Genomic DNA, 15,054 nt, shown 5'->3' on the forward strand with positions numbered 1-15,054 from the left:
TTAAACATATCCAAAAAGAAAAGACGCACAAACGCACGTCTTATACTTCTTCTATTTTTTCCACATCTTCTACTTGCTCTGCAAACTCTTCCGGTGTTTCAAACGTCATTTTTCCAAGTTTGCCACCACGAAGCTCACGAAGCACAAGCTCAGATGTCTTATCATAATCAATCATTCCGCCGCCCATTAAGCAGCCTCTATTTTTTCCAATTGCATCGAATAATTCCACAATATCTTCTGGAATCTCATTTAAATTATAGCGTTCTTTCAAGCGTTCTGGATAATGTTTCTCCATAAAACGTAATGCGTAAACAGCTACATCTTGTAAATTTAAAATTGAATCTTTAATTGCACCCGTTGTCGCTAAGCGAAGACCCACTAATTGATCTTCAAATTTAGGCCACAGAATACCTGGTGTATCTAACAATTCCATTTCCTTCCCAACTTTAATCCATTGTTGAGCTGTTGTCACACCTGGACGATCTCCTGTTTTAGCAATATTTTTCTTTGCCAATTTATTAATCAATGTAGATTTACCAACATTTGGTATACCTACAATTAATGCACGAATCGCTCTCGGTCTAATACCTTTTGCAACCATTTTATCAAATTTTTCTTTAACAAGCACTTTACAAGCTGCTGCAATTTCCTTCATACCTTGTCCAGCTTGCGCGTTAATTGAAATTGCCATATGGCCTTTTTCTTTAAAATATGCGATCCATTGTTTTGTTAAACGATCATCTGCCATATCCGCTTTATTTAAAACAACAAGCCTTGGCTTATGTGTAATGATTTCATCAATCATTGGGTTTCGAGATGATAATGGTAATCGAGCATCTACAAGTTCAATTACAACATCAATTAATTTTAATTTCTCCGTTACTTGGCGTCTAGCCTTCGCCATATGCCCTGGAAACCATTGAATTACCATGTTGCCACCTTCTTTTTCATTTATTTCACAATACGTGCGTCTTCTAACGGCCAATATAACATATTAGCTTTACCAATTACTTGATCCATTGAAATCGTACCGATTGAACGGCTATCTTTACTAAAACGACGATTATCACCTAAAACAAATAATTGATCTTTTGGAACGGTTTTCTTGCCTGTCATTTCTTCAAGATTAAAATCATATGTAAGCGGTCCGTCAGCAATTTGCTTTTTCTGCTTGTCTAAATACGGCTCCTCATAAGCCTTTCCGTTAATATACAGTTTATCATTACGATACTCTATTTCATCGCCTGGCAGGCCTATAATGCGCTTAATGTAATCTTTATCTTCTGTTGCTCGAAATACGATAATATCAAAGCGTTTTGGATCTCCAATGTGATAACCAATTTTATTCACAATCATTCGATCACGATCATGTAAAGTAGGTGCCATCGATACCCCGTCTACGAGAATTGGCGCAAAGAAAAACTGTCTAATAACACCAGCTAATACAACAGCAATCAAAATTGCTTTAATCCATTCCCAAAGTGAACTCTTCTCTTTTTTCATGCATTTCCCCTCCACGGTTATGTAAACTGCTCGTATTATACCAAAATTTCATATAGATTGGAAAAAGGGAGCTTGTGCATTTACAAGCTCCCATACATGTCTTATCGAATTTCTTTAATACGTGCTTTTTTACCGCGAAGGTTACGTAAGTAGTATAACTTAGCACGACGTACTTTACCACGGCGAAGTACTTCGATTTTCGCGATTCTTGGCGTGTGAACTGGGAATGTACGCTCAACACCTACACCGTAAGAAATCTTACGAACTGTGAATGTTTCACTGATTCCGCCACCACGACGTTTAATTACAACACCTTCGAAAAGCTGAATTCTTTCACGAGTTCCCTCAACAACTTTTACGTGTACACGTAAAGTGTCACCAGGACGGAATGAAGGAAGGTCAGTTTTTAATTGGCCTTTTGTAATTTCTGCGATTAATTGTTGCATATTAAATTCTCTCCTTTAAACAGATGCTCTTATAAAGTCTTAATAAATTACAGCGGAACATCGTTAATACGGCTACTGATTTCAGTAGCACAAATGTTATAATAGCATATTACTAGGCCTGTTGCAATAGCAAATATATGAAGTTATTACTGCTCTCGCTTTATTTCCTCAAGCCATTTTTTCTCTTGTTTAGATAGCTCTCTCTCATCTAATAAATCAGGTCTACGCGTATACGTTCGGCGCAAAGATTCCTTATGTCGCCATTCATCAATGTTTTTATGATTCCCTGACATTAATACATCCGGTACCTTCATACCACGAAAATCAGCTGGACGTGTATAATGAGGATGCTCTAATAAACCTGTACTAAACGAATCCTCTACTTGTGAAGCATGATTTCCTAGCACACCTGGCAAGAGACGTACCACACTATCAGTAATAACCATAGAGGCTAATTCTCCGCCCGTTAATACATAGTCACCAATAGAAATCTCATCCGTTACGAGATGCTCACGAATTCGTTCGTCATATCCTTCATAATGCCCACATACGAAGATTAAATGTTCTTCCCCTGCAAGCTCTTCCGCTTTCTTCTGCGTAAATCTTTCGCCCTGCGGACACATTAAGACAACTCTCGGCTTACGCTCTGTCTCTTTTGTCAAATCCTCTACAGCATCAAAAATAGGCTGAGGAGTAAGCACCATACCAGCTCCTCCGCCGTAAGGATAATCGTCTACGCTATTATGCTTACTTGTTGTATAATCACGAAAGTTAACAACACGAAGGTTTACCGCTTCTTTTTCTTGCGCCTTCTTTAATATAGAAGATCCAAATACACCGGTAAACATGTCTGGGAACAACGTTAAAATATCAATTTTCATTATAGCAGCCCTTCCATTACATGAATGGTTACTAATTTATTTTCAATATTAACTTGAAGTACAACATCATCGATATAAGGAATTAAGAGATCTTGACCCTTCGGGCGTTTAATTACCCAAACATCATTTGCACCAGGAGATAGAATCTCTTTGATTGTCCCTAGCGCTTCTCCTTCTTCCGTTACAACACTGCAACCAATAATTTCATGATAGTAGTATTCACCTTCAGCAAGTTCGCCTAACTGCTCTTCTGGTACTTTTATTAAAGAACCTTTAAACTTCTCTACTTCATCTACATTGTTATATCCTTCAAATGTTAATAAATCGAATGTCTTATGTTGGCGATGAGAAGTTACCTTCACCGGAAGATAGTCTGTGCCTTTCTCATTCGATATGTATAGCGTGTTTCCTACTTTATATCGCTCTTCTGGAAAATCAGTACGAGAAATAACACGGATTTCTCCTCTTACGCCATGAGTATTTACAATTTTCCCTACGTTAAACCATTTTGTCATAAATAGTATGTCACCCCTGGTTTCTATATAAATTAAGCATCTCCATTTCGCAGATGGAACATGCAATCTCTATTTAAATGTTAAAAAAGGGAGAGGAATAACTCCTCGCCCTTTTTACGTTTATTGAATTTCCAGTGTTACTTTTTCATCATTATGATGTCCCACTGAATACAAGAGCATTCGAATCGCTTTCGCAACTCTCCCTTGCTTTCCAATGACTTTTCCAACATCCTCAGGATGTACAGTTAATCGATACTTTATCTCTCCGTTGCAAAGTTCCTGTGTAACTTTTACATCTTCAGGATAATCGACAAGAGGCTTGACAATCGTCTCGACTAACTTCTTCATAGTCATCGCCTCAATTACTTACCTTGTTTAGATAAGTGGAATTTCTCCATGATACCTTGGTTAGAGAATAAGTTACGAACTGTATCAGATGGTTTAGCACCATTTCCTAACCATTTTAATGCTGCTTCTTCGTTGATCTTAACTTCAGCTGGTTGAGCAACTGGATTGTAAGTTCCGATTTCCTCAATGAAACGTCCGTCACGAGGAGAACGAGAATCTGCAACAACTACACGATAGAAAGGAGTTTTTTTAGCTCCCATACGTTTTAAACGAATTTTAACTGCCATTTATAAAGCACCTCCGAATTTATTTCACACAGATAATTATATTAGCAAAAAGACTATTGCTTTGTAAAGTATTTTTTCTTAACAGAGCCATCTTTTTTTCCTTACATGAATGGAAACTTCAATCCACCTAGTCCTTTTTTCTTACCTTTTTGCATTCCCGTCATCGTCTTCATCATTTTTTTCATGTCATCGAATTGCTTAATTAGACGATTGATTTCTTGTACAGTTGTACCGCTACCTTTGGCAATGCGCTTTTTGCGACTAGCATTGATTATTTCCGGTTGTTCTCGTTCTAATTTAGTCATAGAACGAATAATTGCCTCAATATGCCCAATTTGTTTTTCATCAACTTGCGCATTTTTCAGCCCTTTAATTTTATTTGCACCAGGAAGCATTCCTAACAATTCATCAAGCGGCCCAAGTTGGCGCACTTGTCCAAGTTGTTCTAGGAAATCGTCAAGCGTAAACGAAAGCGTACGCATTTTTTGCTCAAGTTCTTTTGCTTTCTCTTCATCAACTGTAGCTTGCGCTTTTTCAATTAACGTTAAGACATCGCCCATCCCTAAAATACGGGATGCCATACGCTCTGGATGGAACGCTTCAATTGCATCTAGTTTTTCACCCATACCAGCAAATTTAATCGGCGTGTTTGTTACAGCCTTAATAGATAATGCAGCACCACCGCGCGTATCACCATCTAGTTTCGTTAATACAACACCTGTTAAACCTAACTGTTCATGGAAACTTTGTGCAACATTTACCGCGTCTTGCCCCGTCATCGCATCGACAACAAGGAAAATTTCATCCGGTTTCGCAACTTCTTTCACTTTCGCTAATTCATCCATTAATTCTTCATCAATATGCAGGCGACCCGCTGTATCGATTAAAACATAATCGTGATGATCTTCTTTTGCTTTTGCAATCGCTTGTTTCGCAATTTCAACAGGACTTACTTGATCTCCTAAAGAAAATACAGGCATGTCCAATTGCTTCCCTAATGTTTCAAGCTGTTTAATCGCTGCTGGACGGTAAATATCCGCTGCAACAAGCATCGGTTTACGATTATGCTTTTTACGAAGCAAATTCGCAAGCTTACCTGTCGTCGTTGTTTTACCCGCACCTTGCAGACCAACCATCATAATAACAGTCGGTGGCTTATTAGCAACAGCAATTTTGCTTTGCTCTCCGCCCATAAGTTCTGTAAGTTCTTCCTGTACAACTTTAATTACTTGTTGTCCAGGTGTCAAACTTTTCATTACATCTTGTCCGACAGCACGTTCAGACACACGCTTCACAAAATCTTTTACTACTTTAAAGTTAACATCCGCTTCTAAAAGAGCTAGACGAACTTCTCTCATCATTTCTTTCACATCGGCTTCAGAAACTTTTCCTTTGCCGCGGATTTTTTGCATTGTCTGTTGAAGTCGGTCGGCTAATCCTTCAAATGCCATATTGCCGCCCTCCTAATCTAATTTTTCGATAGCTTCAACAACTTGTTTCATTTCTTCATTCACATGCTCTTCTTCGCTGATTAGCTGTTTTAGCTTTGCAACAAGTCGCTGTCGCTCTTGAAACTTTTGAAGTAATACTAATTTTTCTTCATATTCTTCAAGCATCGCTTCAGTCCGTTTAATGTTATCATACACGGCTTGGCGACTTACATCAAATTCTTCCGCAATTTCACCAAGAGATAAATCATCTAGATAATAAAGCGACATATAACTTCTTTGTTTTTGCGTTAACAACGATTGATAAAAATCAAATAAATAGTTCATTCTCGTTGTTTTTTCGAGCATGTTGGATCATCCTTTGTTAAGTGATTTCCCTTTACATGAATTAGTTTACATGTAGTCCAAAAGAGTGTCAAGTTTTTTTCTTAACATCATATATTTTTTATAGAAAAAGAAGCGGAAATACCGCTTCTTTCGCTTATACTTCTTCTGTTTCTACTAAGTTCGCAAATAAACCATACACATATTGTTCTGGATCAAACTGCTGCAAGTCATCCATTTGCTCTCCTAATCCAACAAACTTCACCGGTACATCCATTTCGTTACGAATCGCTAATACAATACCACCTTTAGCAGTTCCATCTAACTTCGTTAAAACAATACCAGTTACATTCGTTGCTTCACGGAATGTTTTCGCTTGGCTTAAACCGTTTTGTCCTGTTGTTGCATCAATAACAAGCAATACTTCATGAGGAGCACCTGGTACTTCACGCTCAATTACACGCTTCACCTTCTCTAACTCTTTCATTAAGTTCACTTTATTTTGCAAGCGTCCTGCTGTGTCACATAGTAATACATCTACCTTACGTGCTTTCGCTGCTTGTACAGCGTCATACATAACCGCCGCTGGATCAGATCCAGATCCTTGTTTAATCACTTCTACACCAACGCGATCGCCCCATACTTCTAATTGTTCAATCGCTCCAGCACGGAATGTGTCTCCTGCCGCCAATAGGACTGACTTACCTTCTGATTTAAACTTATGCGCCAGTTTACCAATTGTCGTCGTTTTTCCTACACCATTAACACCAACAAATAAAACGACCGTTAATTGGTCCTCTTGCATATTAATTTCGTTACTAAAATCGCTGTCACCTTTGTAAATTCCTACTAGTTTTTCTGAAATAACAGCTTGTACTTCTTTTGGATCTTGAATGTTACGACGTTGTACTTCTTCTTTCAATTGGTCAATTAATTCCATTACCGTCGCAACGCCAACGTCTGCACCGATTAAAATTTCTTCTAACTCTTCGAAGAAATCTTCGTCCACTTTACGGTAACGATACACTAAATCATTCACTTTATCCGCAAATGAATTTCTCGTTTTTTCTAATCCTTGTTTAAATTTCTCTGTAACTGTATCCGTTTGTTTTGAAATTTTTTCTTTTAGTTTTTTAAAAAAACTCATACTTTCCCATCCTTCCTATTCACTTGCAATAAGTTCTTCTCCGGCGTCTAAACGAACCGAAACAAGTTTAGATACCCCCGATTCTTGCATTGTTACACCGTACAACACATCAGACTCTTCCATTGTACCTTTTCTATGTGTAATTACAATAAACTGCGTCTCATCACTGAATTTCTTTAAATACTGTGCAAAACGAGCTACATTCGCCTCATCAAGGGCTGCCTCTACCTCATCTAGTACACAGAACGGTACTGGGCGTACTTTTAAAATACCAAATAAAAGCGCAATTGCTGTTAAAGCACGCTCTCCACCTGAAAGTAAACCTAAGTTCTGCAGTTTCTTCCCTGGCGGTTGTGCTACAATATCAATACCCGTATTTAGTAAATCCTCGGGATTAGTCATTACTAAATCCGCTCTACCGCCTCCAAATAATTCAGAGAATACCGATTGAAACTCCATTCTAATGCCTTCAAACGTAGTAGAAAAGCGTTTTTTCATTTCTTCATCCATTTCGGTAATAAGCTGGTGCAATGTCGCTTTCGCTTCTTCTAAGTCGTCTCTCTGCTCTAGTAAGAATGTATGACGCTCCGCTACACGTTCATATTCATCAATTGCCCCTAGGTTCACTGTACCTAACTCTTCTATGGATAATTTGATTAATTTTACTTTCTTACGCGCATCTTCTGCAGGCATTGTCATTGTATATTTTAGTTTTGCCGCTTCAAATGAAATCGTATATGTTTCACGTAAATGTTGTAATCTATTTTCCAACTCTACATCCAGTCGATTTATTCTCACTTCTTGATCTTTCAACATTTCAAGAACATATTTATGTTTACCTGTCGTTTCTTTCAAATTGCGCTCTAAATGTTCTACTCTCTCTTGCAACGATACACGTTGTTCACGACGAGAGCGAATTAATTCTGAAGTTTGATTACGATCATATGCTTTCTTCTCAATCATATTCGTAATTTGCTCTTCACCACTTGAATTAGATGTCATTTCTTGTTTTAAGAACGCTAAATCCTCTTTCGTTTTTACAAGTGTCGCATCCGTTTCTTCTTTTTCCTTCGTCAATCGTTCAACTTTTTCTTTTTGATTAGATAAGCGTTGTTGCTTTTCAGCTGCCAGCACTTTTAACTCAGTCATTTCTTTTTGAACTTTTTCTTTCGAAGAATGTTGCTCACTTTTTTGTTTTGTTAAAGCTACAATTTTACTATCTAACTTAGTGATTTCAGCTTGAAGATTCGTTAAAACCCCTTCTAACTCCTCTTTACGCCCTTGCATTTTTACTCGATCTTGTAAAAACCCTTCAATCTCTAAATCATAAATAGACAACCGATCATTAATACGATGTTCTTCTAATTCTAAACGATTAATCTCTTCTCTTAATTTCTGCTCATCTACACGATCTGCTTCTACAGTTTGCCTTAGTTCGCGTATTTTCACTTCTTTTTCTTGAATCTCTTGTTTTACTGCTTTAACAAAGTTTTCTAACTTCGTTGTTTTTTCTTCCATATCAGTTAACTTGCGAGTCCACTCTTCCAGTTCACGTTGGCGTCCTAATAAAGAAGATTTCGCTTGCTTTACCGCCCCACCAGTCATAGAACCGCCAGGATTCACTACGTCACCTTCGATTGTTACAATGCGATAACGGTATTGCAGTTGTTTCGCCAACTCATTTGCTCCACGTAAATCTTTCGCAACAATAACAGTACCTAATAAATTTGAAACTACATTTTCATATTTATTGTTGTACTGCACAAGTTCTGCCGCCACACCTACAAACGATGGGTGTTGATTTGCAATGCGTAATTGCTCAAATGATAACGATCTGCTTTTAATAACAGCTTGCGGTAAAAACGTTGCACGTCCATGTTTATTTTGCTTTAGAAATGCAATCGCATTACGAGCATGTTCCTCTGTTTGTACAACAATATGCTGCATCGCTGCACCTAGAGCGATTTCCATTGCAACTTCGTATTCTTTCGGTACCGTTAACAGTTCCGCAACAGCACCCTCGATACCTTGCAACCTATTTTCTCTAGCTTTCAATACTTCACGTACACCTTGATAGAATCCAGAATAATCTTCTTGCATCTCTTCAAGCATTTCTTTTCGAGAACGTGCCTGTTGCACAAATTGATATGCTTGATACAGTTTTGTTTCATTTTCACTATACTGCGTCTTACATTTCCCAAGCGCCGCCTCTGTCTTCTGTATATTTGAGAGAATGCCAGCTACTTTTTCTTTCGCTTGTTCGTAACTTTCTACAAGTTTCGTCTTTTTCGCTGTAATTTCCATACGCATTTCTACATATTTCGCATTCTCTTCATCTAGACGCTCGTTTTTAGACGTTTGCTGTTTCGATTGTTCTTCAATCATAGATAATTCATTACGATGACTAGCTTGTTGATTTAAAAGCTCAATATAGTCACCTTTTAAATTCTCAATCTGTTCCTCTAAATTGTCAGCAAAAGTAGCAAGCAGTTGCTCATTATCATGCAATTTTTGCTCCAACTCTTTTACTTCATTCACAAATTGCATTAAAGATTCTGTACTTGACTCAATCTCACCATCGTAACTTTTAGCTTTCTCAGTTAATTCAACAATTAACTGCTCAAGTTGCGCACAATGCGTCGTAGCATTTTGCTTTCTTTCTTTTAACAACTCACGCTGCCCTTCTAGTTTTTCTAGCTCTTTACTAGAAAGAAGAAGTACTTCTTGCAACGAGTCTACAGACTCGTCTACCGCTTGTAATTGTCCTCGTAATTCCTCAAGCTCTTCTTCACTTTTTTGTAAATTCGTTGACATTTTAGCTTCTTCGTTTTTATTATGCCCAAACTGATTTCGAAGCGCTTCCCATTTCTCATGCAATTCTTCAATTTCATGAACAATAAGCGCAGCTTCTACTTTCTCTAATTCTTCTTTATTCTCAAGATAATCTTTCGCAATAGAAGCTTGTCTTTCTAAAGGTTCTACTTGACTACTTAATTCATGAATTATATCTTGTACACGATTTAAGTTTTCTTGTGTTTCTGCTAGTTTCCCTTCAGCTTTCTTTTTGCGAAGTTTGTATTTTAGTACGCCTGCCGCTTCTTCAAATACACCTCGACGCTCTTCTGACTTACTACTTAAAATCTCTTCCACTTTCCCCTGGCTAATAATTGAAAAAGCTTCTCTTCCCATACCAGAGTCCATAAATAAATCGATAATATCTTTCAATCTACATGATTGTTTATTAATATAAAAATCACTATCACCTGAACGAGATACACGACGTGTTACACACACCTCATTGTATTCAATTGGTAAACGTTGATCTTCATTATTTAAAGTTATTGTTACTTCAGCAACATTAACCGCTCTCCTCGTATCACTGCCTGCAAAAATAATATCCTCCATCTTTGCACCACGTAATGATTTTGCAGATTGTTCACCAAGTACCCAGCGAATTGCATCAGTAATATTACTTTTCCCGCTTCCATTAGGTCCTACTACAGAAGTTACACCTGGGACAAAATCAACAGATACACGCTCAGCAAAAGACTTAAACCCTGCTATTTCTAATCTTTTTAAAAACACGAAAGGCCTTCCTCCTATTCTCCGTCGTTATAAATGTTCTCTATATAAAAACAAGTATTATACGGATTTACCTTCTTTTTCTTTATAAACAAAAAGAAAGTTTCATTCTATGCATAAGGAATCCCCCTCATTCAAAGGGGGATTCCTTATAGTTGTTCTTTTAATTTTTTCAATGCTTCTGCAGCAGCTTGTTGCTCTGCTTCTTTTTTCGACTTACCACTACCAAGACCTAAAGCTACGTTATTTAACGTAACACGTGACACAAATTCTCGATTGTGAGCTGGTCCTTTTTCTTGCAAAATTTGATACTCAACATTGCCACTGCCATCACGCTGAATCAATTCTTGCAACTGACTCTTATAATCCATCACATGAGAAAAAGCACCCTCATTAATTTTCGGATATACAATTTCTTTTAAGAATTCCCAAACTGTTTCTAGCCCTTGATCAAGATAAAGGGCACCAATAAACGCTTCAAAGACATCCGCTAATAAAGCTGGTCGTTCACGTCCACCTGTCATTTCTTCACCTTTTCCTAATAAAACAAGGCTGCCAAATGACAATTCGTTCGCAAAACGAACAAGAGATGGCTCACATACAATAGCTGCACGTAGTTTTGTTAACTCTCCTTCGCTCATTGTCGGATATTTTTGAAACAGATACTGTGATACAGTCAGTTCCAATACTGCATCTCCAAGAAATTCAAGACGCTCATTATCTTCATGCGGTTTTTTTCGATGCTCATTCACATACGATGAATGCGTAAATGCTTGAATCAATAATTTTTCATCTGTAAACGTAATACCTATCTTTTCTTGAAACACTTTAAATGCTTCACGATATTTTGTTTCGTATTTTTTTTCTCTATATTTTCGGTACGGCATAGGTCCCTCCAGATATAAGCCAGAAAGCCCCGCTAAAAAACGGGACTTCACTTAAGCATTATAGATGACTCTCTATGTAAGTCACAGCATCGCCAACAGTAGCAATCTTTTCAGCATCTTCATCAGAAATTTCCATTTCGAATTCATCTTCTAATTGCATTACAAGTTCTACTACATCTAGGGAGTCTGCTCCTAAATCTTCCTTGAAGCTTGCAGCTGGTACTACCTCAGTCTCTTCTACTCCTAAACGATCAACGATGATTTTTGTTACGCGCTCTAAAACATCTGCCATTCCATTCACCTCCCCTCAAATATTATATTAAATATTGACCAAAAAAACTAGGTGAAATCGATTCTTTTATTACATTACCATACCGCCATCAACATTTAACGTTTGACCTGTAACATATTTGCTTTGATCAGAAGCAAAAAACGTTACAGCATTCGCGATATCTTGCGCTTCACCAAATTGAGCAGCTGGAATAACTTTTAACATTTCGGCTTTAATATTCTCATCTAGTACATCAGTCATATCAGTCGCAATAAAGCCTGGCGCAATTGCATTCACAGTAATATTTCGACTTGCTAACTCTTTTGCAGATGTTTTTGTTAATCCAATAACACCCGCTTTAGCAGCAACATAATTAGCTTGCCCTGGGTTTCCTATAACACCCACAACAGAAGCGATATTTATAATTCTACCGTGACGTTGACGCATCATATAACGAGATACTGCTTTTGTACATAAGAATACACCTTTTAAGTTTGTATTAATAACTGTATCCCATTCTTCTTCTTTCATACGCATTAATAAATTATCTTTTGTTACACCAGCATTATTTACAAGAATATCAACTTGTCCAAATGTATCTACTGTTTGTTTCACCATATTTGTAACATCATCAGCATTTGCAACATCTGCTTTTACCGCAATTGCATCAGAACCTAATTTCTTAATTTCATCTACTACTTCATTTGCTTTTTGTTCATTACCTGCATAATTTACTACTACATTTGCCCCTTGTTTCGCTAAATCGATCGCAATCGCGCGACCAATTCCACGTGAAGCGCCAGTTACTAATGCTACCTTCCCTTTTAACATCAGTTTTCTCCTCTCAAATTTGAAATGGTATCTTTTAATGTCTCTTCATCATATATCGCATATGCTTTCACTGATGAATCAATTGACTTCATAAGTCCAGCAAGTACTTTTCCAGGCCCAATTTCAATAAATGTATCTACTCCCTGCTTCACCATACATTCAATAGACGGGTACCATAATACAGGCGAATAAAGCTGTTCGATTAACTTTTCTTGAATGTCGGCACCACGCGTAATAACATCCGCCGTAACATTTGCAATAACAGGAATATTCGTATCATGAATTGTAATTTCATTTAAAACACTTTGGAACTTCTCAGCTGCCGGCTTCATAAGTGAAGAATGGAATGGCCCACTTACTTTTAGTGGAATTGCTCTCTTTGCACCATTTTCTTTCGCTCTTTGAGAAGCAACCTCTACGCCTTGCTTCGTTCCAGAAATTACAATTTGCTTCGTACTATTCATATTAGCGATTTGCACTGCATATCCTTCACTTGTTACTTCTTCTGTAACTTGTTTCAGCATATGTGGGTCAGCACCTAATATAGCTGCCATTGCACCTTCCCCGCCCGGAACAGCTTCTTCCATATATTCCCCGCGTTTCCTTACAGCATATACCGCATCTTCAAAAGTTAATGCACCAGCTGCTACAAGAGCGCTATATTCACCTAAACTATGACCAGCGACAAAGTCAGGTGTAATGTCATACTCTTTCAAAGCTGTCAAAATAGCAAAACTCGTTGTTAATAATGCAGGCTGAGCATTTGTTGTTAATGTAAGCTTTTCCTGCGGGCCTTCAAAAATCACTTCTGAAAGTGACTCTTGTAACACCTCATCTGCTTTTGCAAACACTTTTGCAACCTCTTTATTATTCTCTGCTAATTGTTTACCCATTCCAACTGCCTGTGAACCTTGGCCCGGAAAAAGAAATGCTATTTTTCCCATTTCAAATCCTCCTCTTATTGGAGTGACTCTTTCTCCATTACGCTTGAAATTGTAGGAATTACTTCTTTCGCTACCATTTCTCTCGTTTGACGAATCGCACTAAATATCGACTGGTCATTAGAAGAACCGTGAGCCTTAATGACAGGTGCTTTCAATCCAAATAATGCAGCTCCCCCATACTCCGAATAATCCATTTTATCTTTTAATACCATAAGTTTTGGCTTTAATACCGCCGCTGCTAATTTGCTCGTAAACGAACTCATTAGTTGTTCTTTCAACATAGAGAATAGCGCAAGTGCTGTTCCTTCTAATGATTTCAACGCTACATTCCCTGTAAAACCATCACATACAACAACATCTGCTACACCTTGCAATAAATCTCTTGATTCAATGTTCCCAACGAAATTAATTGGCGCATCTTTAAGCATTGCAAATACTTGCTTTGAAAGCTCGTTTCCTTTTCCATCCTCTGTTCCAACGTTTAATAGTCCAACGCGAGGATTTTCAATTCCTCTTACCTTCTCAGCATAAACAGATCCCATTACTGCATATTGATATAAATGAATTGGTTTTGCATCAACATTTGCTCCAACATCTAACATAACAAAACCTTTTCCATCTACAGTTGGCATTGTAGGCGATAAAGCTGGTCGCTCAATTCCTTCCATACGACCGACAACAAATAATCCAGCTGCCATTAAAGCTCCTGTACTACCTGCGGATATACAAGCGTCTGCTTCTCCATCCTTTACTTGTTGTGCCGCAAGCACCATTGAAGCTTGTTTTTTTCGACGAACCGCTCTTACTGGTTCCTCCGTTGATTCTATTTTTTCGTCTGTATGAAGAATAGTAATTCGTTCATCACTCGTTAAGTATTGACGAATTTCCTCTTCTTTCCCTACTAACGTAATATGTAAATCAGAATATTCCTTAATAGCTTTCATTGCCCCTAATACTACAGCCTTTGGAGCGTGATCTCCGCCCATTGCATCTATTGCGATTTTCATAAGTTGTTACCTTCCTCACTATAATTACTAGATCGATACATTTCAAAAGTGCCTGTAAAAACAAGTTCTTCTCCAACGAAGCTACGCACTTTGACAACCGTCCGTCCCTTATCATTCTCTACATCTTCAACGCGCGCTTTTGCAACAACACGCTCTCCTAATTTTACAGGGCGAATGTATCGAATGGTAGACTTTGCAGTTAAAGCTAATTCTTCATCAATAACTGCAACAGCTAGTGAGTTTGCTTGCGCAAACAGATGATGCCCACGGGCAATTTGATTTCTTTTAAATACATGTTCTACCTTTACTTCAAAGATAGAGATTGCATGTCTATCTAATTCAATATCAATAATTTCTCCAACAACCTCTTCTAACGGTAAAGATTTCACATCTTCTTCATGTTGCTTTGTAGCTACATGTTTAATTCTCTCTCTTAATTCAGGAATAGACAATTCCATACGATCAAGTCGTACTGTTTGTATACTCACTTGAAATTTTTCCGCTAAATCTTCATCCGTAATAAAAGGATTTGATTCGATTGTTTGTTGTAATAACTCTTGTCTTTCTTTTTTACTTCTTCTTTTTTTCATACCGCACCATCCATTTTTATGACTAGGTACTAACAGTAGTATA

General features: G+C 37.7%; 17 protein-coding genes. All 17 read right to left on the minus strand.

Translation table 11 applies throughout. The features are described 5' to 3' along the window. Positions 1-40: 40 nt before the first annotated feature. Entirely contained in the window at positions 41-931 is an 891-nt protein-coding gene (gene ylqF, locus BHV55_RS19230) for a ribosome biogenesis GTPase YlqF (protein WP_000236702.1), read from the minus strand. A 20-nt stretch (positions 932-951) separates the two neighbouring features. Further along, complete coding sequence (gene lepB / locus BHV55_RS19235) at positions 952-1,503, minus strand: signal peptidase I (RefSeq protein ID WP_000711851.1); 552 nt, start codon at positions 1,501-1,503, stop codon at positions 952-954. Between the two features lie 101 nt (positions 1,504-1,604). Next, positions 1,605-1,949: a 50S ribosomal protein L19 gene (rplS, locus tag BHV55_RS19240; protein ID WP_001186516.1), complete on the minus strand. Its 345-nt coding sequence runs from the start codon at positions 1,947-1,949 to the stop codon at positions 1,605-1,607. Between the two features lie 146 nt (positions 1,950-2,095). Beyond that, positions 2,096-2,830, minus strand: coding sequence for a tRNA (guanosine(37)-N1)-methyltransferase TrmD (gene trmD / locus BHV55_RS19245; RefSeq protein WP_000686903.1), 735 nt, complete (start codon positions 2,828-2,830; stop codon positions 2,096-2,098). After that, positions 2,830-3,345 (minus strand): ribosome maturation factor RimM, encoded by a 516-nt coding sequence (gene rimM, locus BHV55_RS19250; RefSeq protein WP_000170278.1) that lies wholly within the window; start codon positions 3,343-3,345, stop codon positions 2,830-2,832. The genes trmD and rimM overlap by 1 nt, the downstream gene beginning before the upstream one ends. 120 nt (positions 3,346-3,465) lie before the next feature. Further along, complete coding sequence (locus tag BHV55_RS19255) at positions 3,466-3,693, minus strand: KH domain-containing protein (protein WP_000737401.1); 228 nt, start codon at positions 3,691-3,693, stop codon at positions 3,466-3,468. 14 nt (positions 3,694-3,707) lie between these two features. Next, entirely contained in the window at positions 3,708-3,980 is a 273-nt protein-coding gene (gene rpsP, locus BHV55_RS19260; protein WP_000268750.1) for a 30S ribosomal protein S16, read from the minus strand. A 101-nt stretch (positions 3,981-4,081) separates the two neighbouring features. Continuing rightward, positions 4,082-5,431, minus strand: coding sequence for a signal recognition particle protein (gene ffh, locus BHV55_RS19265; RefSeq protein ID WP_000863460.1), 1,350 nt, complete (start codon positions 5,429-5,431; stop codon positions 4,082-4,084). A 12-nt stretch (positions 5,432-5,443) separates the two neighbouring features. Beyond that, positions 5,444-5,776 (minus strand): putative DNA-binding protein, encoded by a 333-nt coding sequence (locus BHV55_RS19270; RefSeq protein WP_000891062.1) that lies wholly within the window; start codon positions 5,774-5,776, stop codon positions 5,444-5,446. Between the two features lie 133 nt (positions 5,777-5,909). Then, the gene (ftsY, locus tag BHV55_RS19275) at positions 5,910-6,899 is read right to left on the minus strand and encodes a signal recognition particle-docking protein FtsY (protein WP_000007655.1); all 990 of its coding nucleotides are present in this window, start codon (positions 6,897-6,899) and stop codon (positions 5,910-5,912) included. Positions 6,900-6,914: 15 nt separating this feature from the next. Further along, positions 6,915-10,484: a chromosome segregation protein SMC gene (gene smc, locus BHV55_RS19280; protein WP_000478977.1), complete on the minus strand. Its 3,570-nt coding sequence runs from the start codon at positions 10,482-10,484 to the stop codon at positions 6,915-6,917. 146 nt (positions 10,485-10,630) lie between these two features. Next, positions 10,631-11,368: a ribonuclease III gene (gene rncS / locus BHV55_RS19285; protein ID WP_001146875.1), complete on the minus strand. Its 738-nt coding sequence runs from the start codon at positions 11,366-11,368 to the stop codon at positions 10,631-10,633. A gap of 58 nt (positions 11,369-11,426) precedes the next feature. Continuing rightward, positions 11,427-11,660: an acyl carrier protein gene (acpP, locus tag BHV55_RS19290; protein WP_000786062.1), complete on the minus strand. Its 234-nt coding sequence runs from the start codon at positions 11,658-11,660 to the stop codon at positions 11,427-11,429. A 69-nt stretch (positions 11,661-11,729) separates the two neighbouring features. Beyond that, complete coding sequence (gene fabG, locus BHV55_RS19295) at positions 11,730-12,470, minus strand: 3-oxoacyl-[acyl-carrier-protein] reductase (protein ID WP_000911769.1); 741 nt, start codon at positions 12,468-12,470, stop codon at positions 11,730-11,732. Then, positions 12,470-13,414 (minus strand): ACP S-malonyltransferase, encoded by a 945-nt coding sequence (gene fabD, locus BHV55_RS19300; RefSeq protein WP_000515910.1) that lies wholly within the window; start codon positions 13,412-13,414, stop codon positions 12,470-12,472. Before fabD ends, fabG begins: the two co-directional genes overlap by 1 nt. A gap of 14 nt (positions 13,415-13,428) precedes the next feature. Next, entirely contained in the window at positions 13,429-14,421 is a 993-nt protein-coding gene (plsX, locus tag BHV55_RS19305; RefSeq protein WP_000684098.1) for a phosphate acyltransferase PlsX, read from the minus strand. After that, the gene (fapR, locus tag BHV55_RS19310) at positions 14,418-15,011 is read right to left on the minus strand and encodes a transcription factor FapR (protein WP_000747349.1); all 594 of its coding nucleotides are present in this window, start codon (positions 15,009-15,011) and stop codon (positions 14,418-14,420) included. Before fapR ends, plsX begins: the two co-directional genes overlap by 4 nt. Between the last annotated feature and the right edge of the window lie 43 nt (positions 15,012-15,054).

The organism is Bacillus sp. RZ2MS9 (assembly GCF_001816185.2).
Lineage (GTDB): Bacteria > Bacillota > Bacilli > Bacillales > Bacillaceae_G > Bacillus_A > Bacillus_A cereus.